Annotated in this window: 1 protein-coding gene; it reads left to right on the top strand. The window is 69.1% G+C overall.

What is annotated here, in order from left to right:
* Positions 1-13: 13 nt before the first annotated feature.
* On the top strand, positions 14-288 hold a 275-nt coding region (locus FAF44_RS54050), incomplete at its 3' end, for a carbohydrate-binding protein (protein WP_237111238.1).

Genomic DNA, 288 nt, shown 5'->3' with positions numbered 1-288 from the left:
GACGCTGGGTTACGTGGACAACGGTGACTGGGCGGGTTATGCCGGTGTGGACACCGCCGGTGCGAGGTCGTTCGCGGCGCGGGTCTCCTCCGGTGGTGTGGGCGGGACGATCCAGGTGCGTTCGGGTTCGGCGTCCGGGACGTTGCTGGGTTCGGTGAGCGTGCCGGTGACGGGCGGCTGGGAGAACTTCCAGGACGTCTCGACCGCGCTGACCGGTTCGGCGTCCGGGCCGCTGTTCCTCGTCTTCACCGGCGGCGCGGGCAACCTCTTCGACATCGACACCATCAC

The sequence above is a fragment of the Nonomuraea sp. MG754425 genome, from assembly GCF_021699195.1.
Classification (GTDB): Bacteria; Actinomycetota; Actinomycetes; order Streptosporangiales; family Streptosporangiaceae; genus Nonomuraea.
This window is presented reverse-complemented; position numbering and strand designations above follow the sequence as displayed.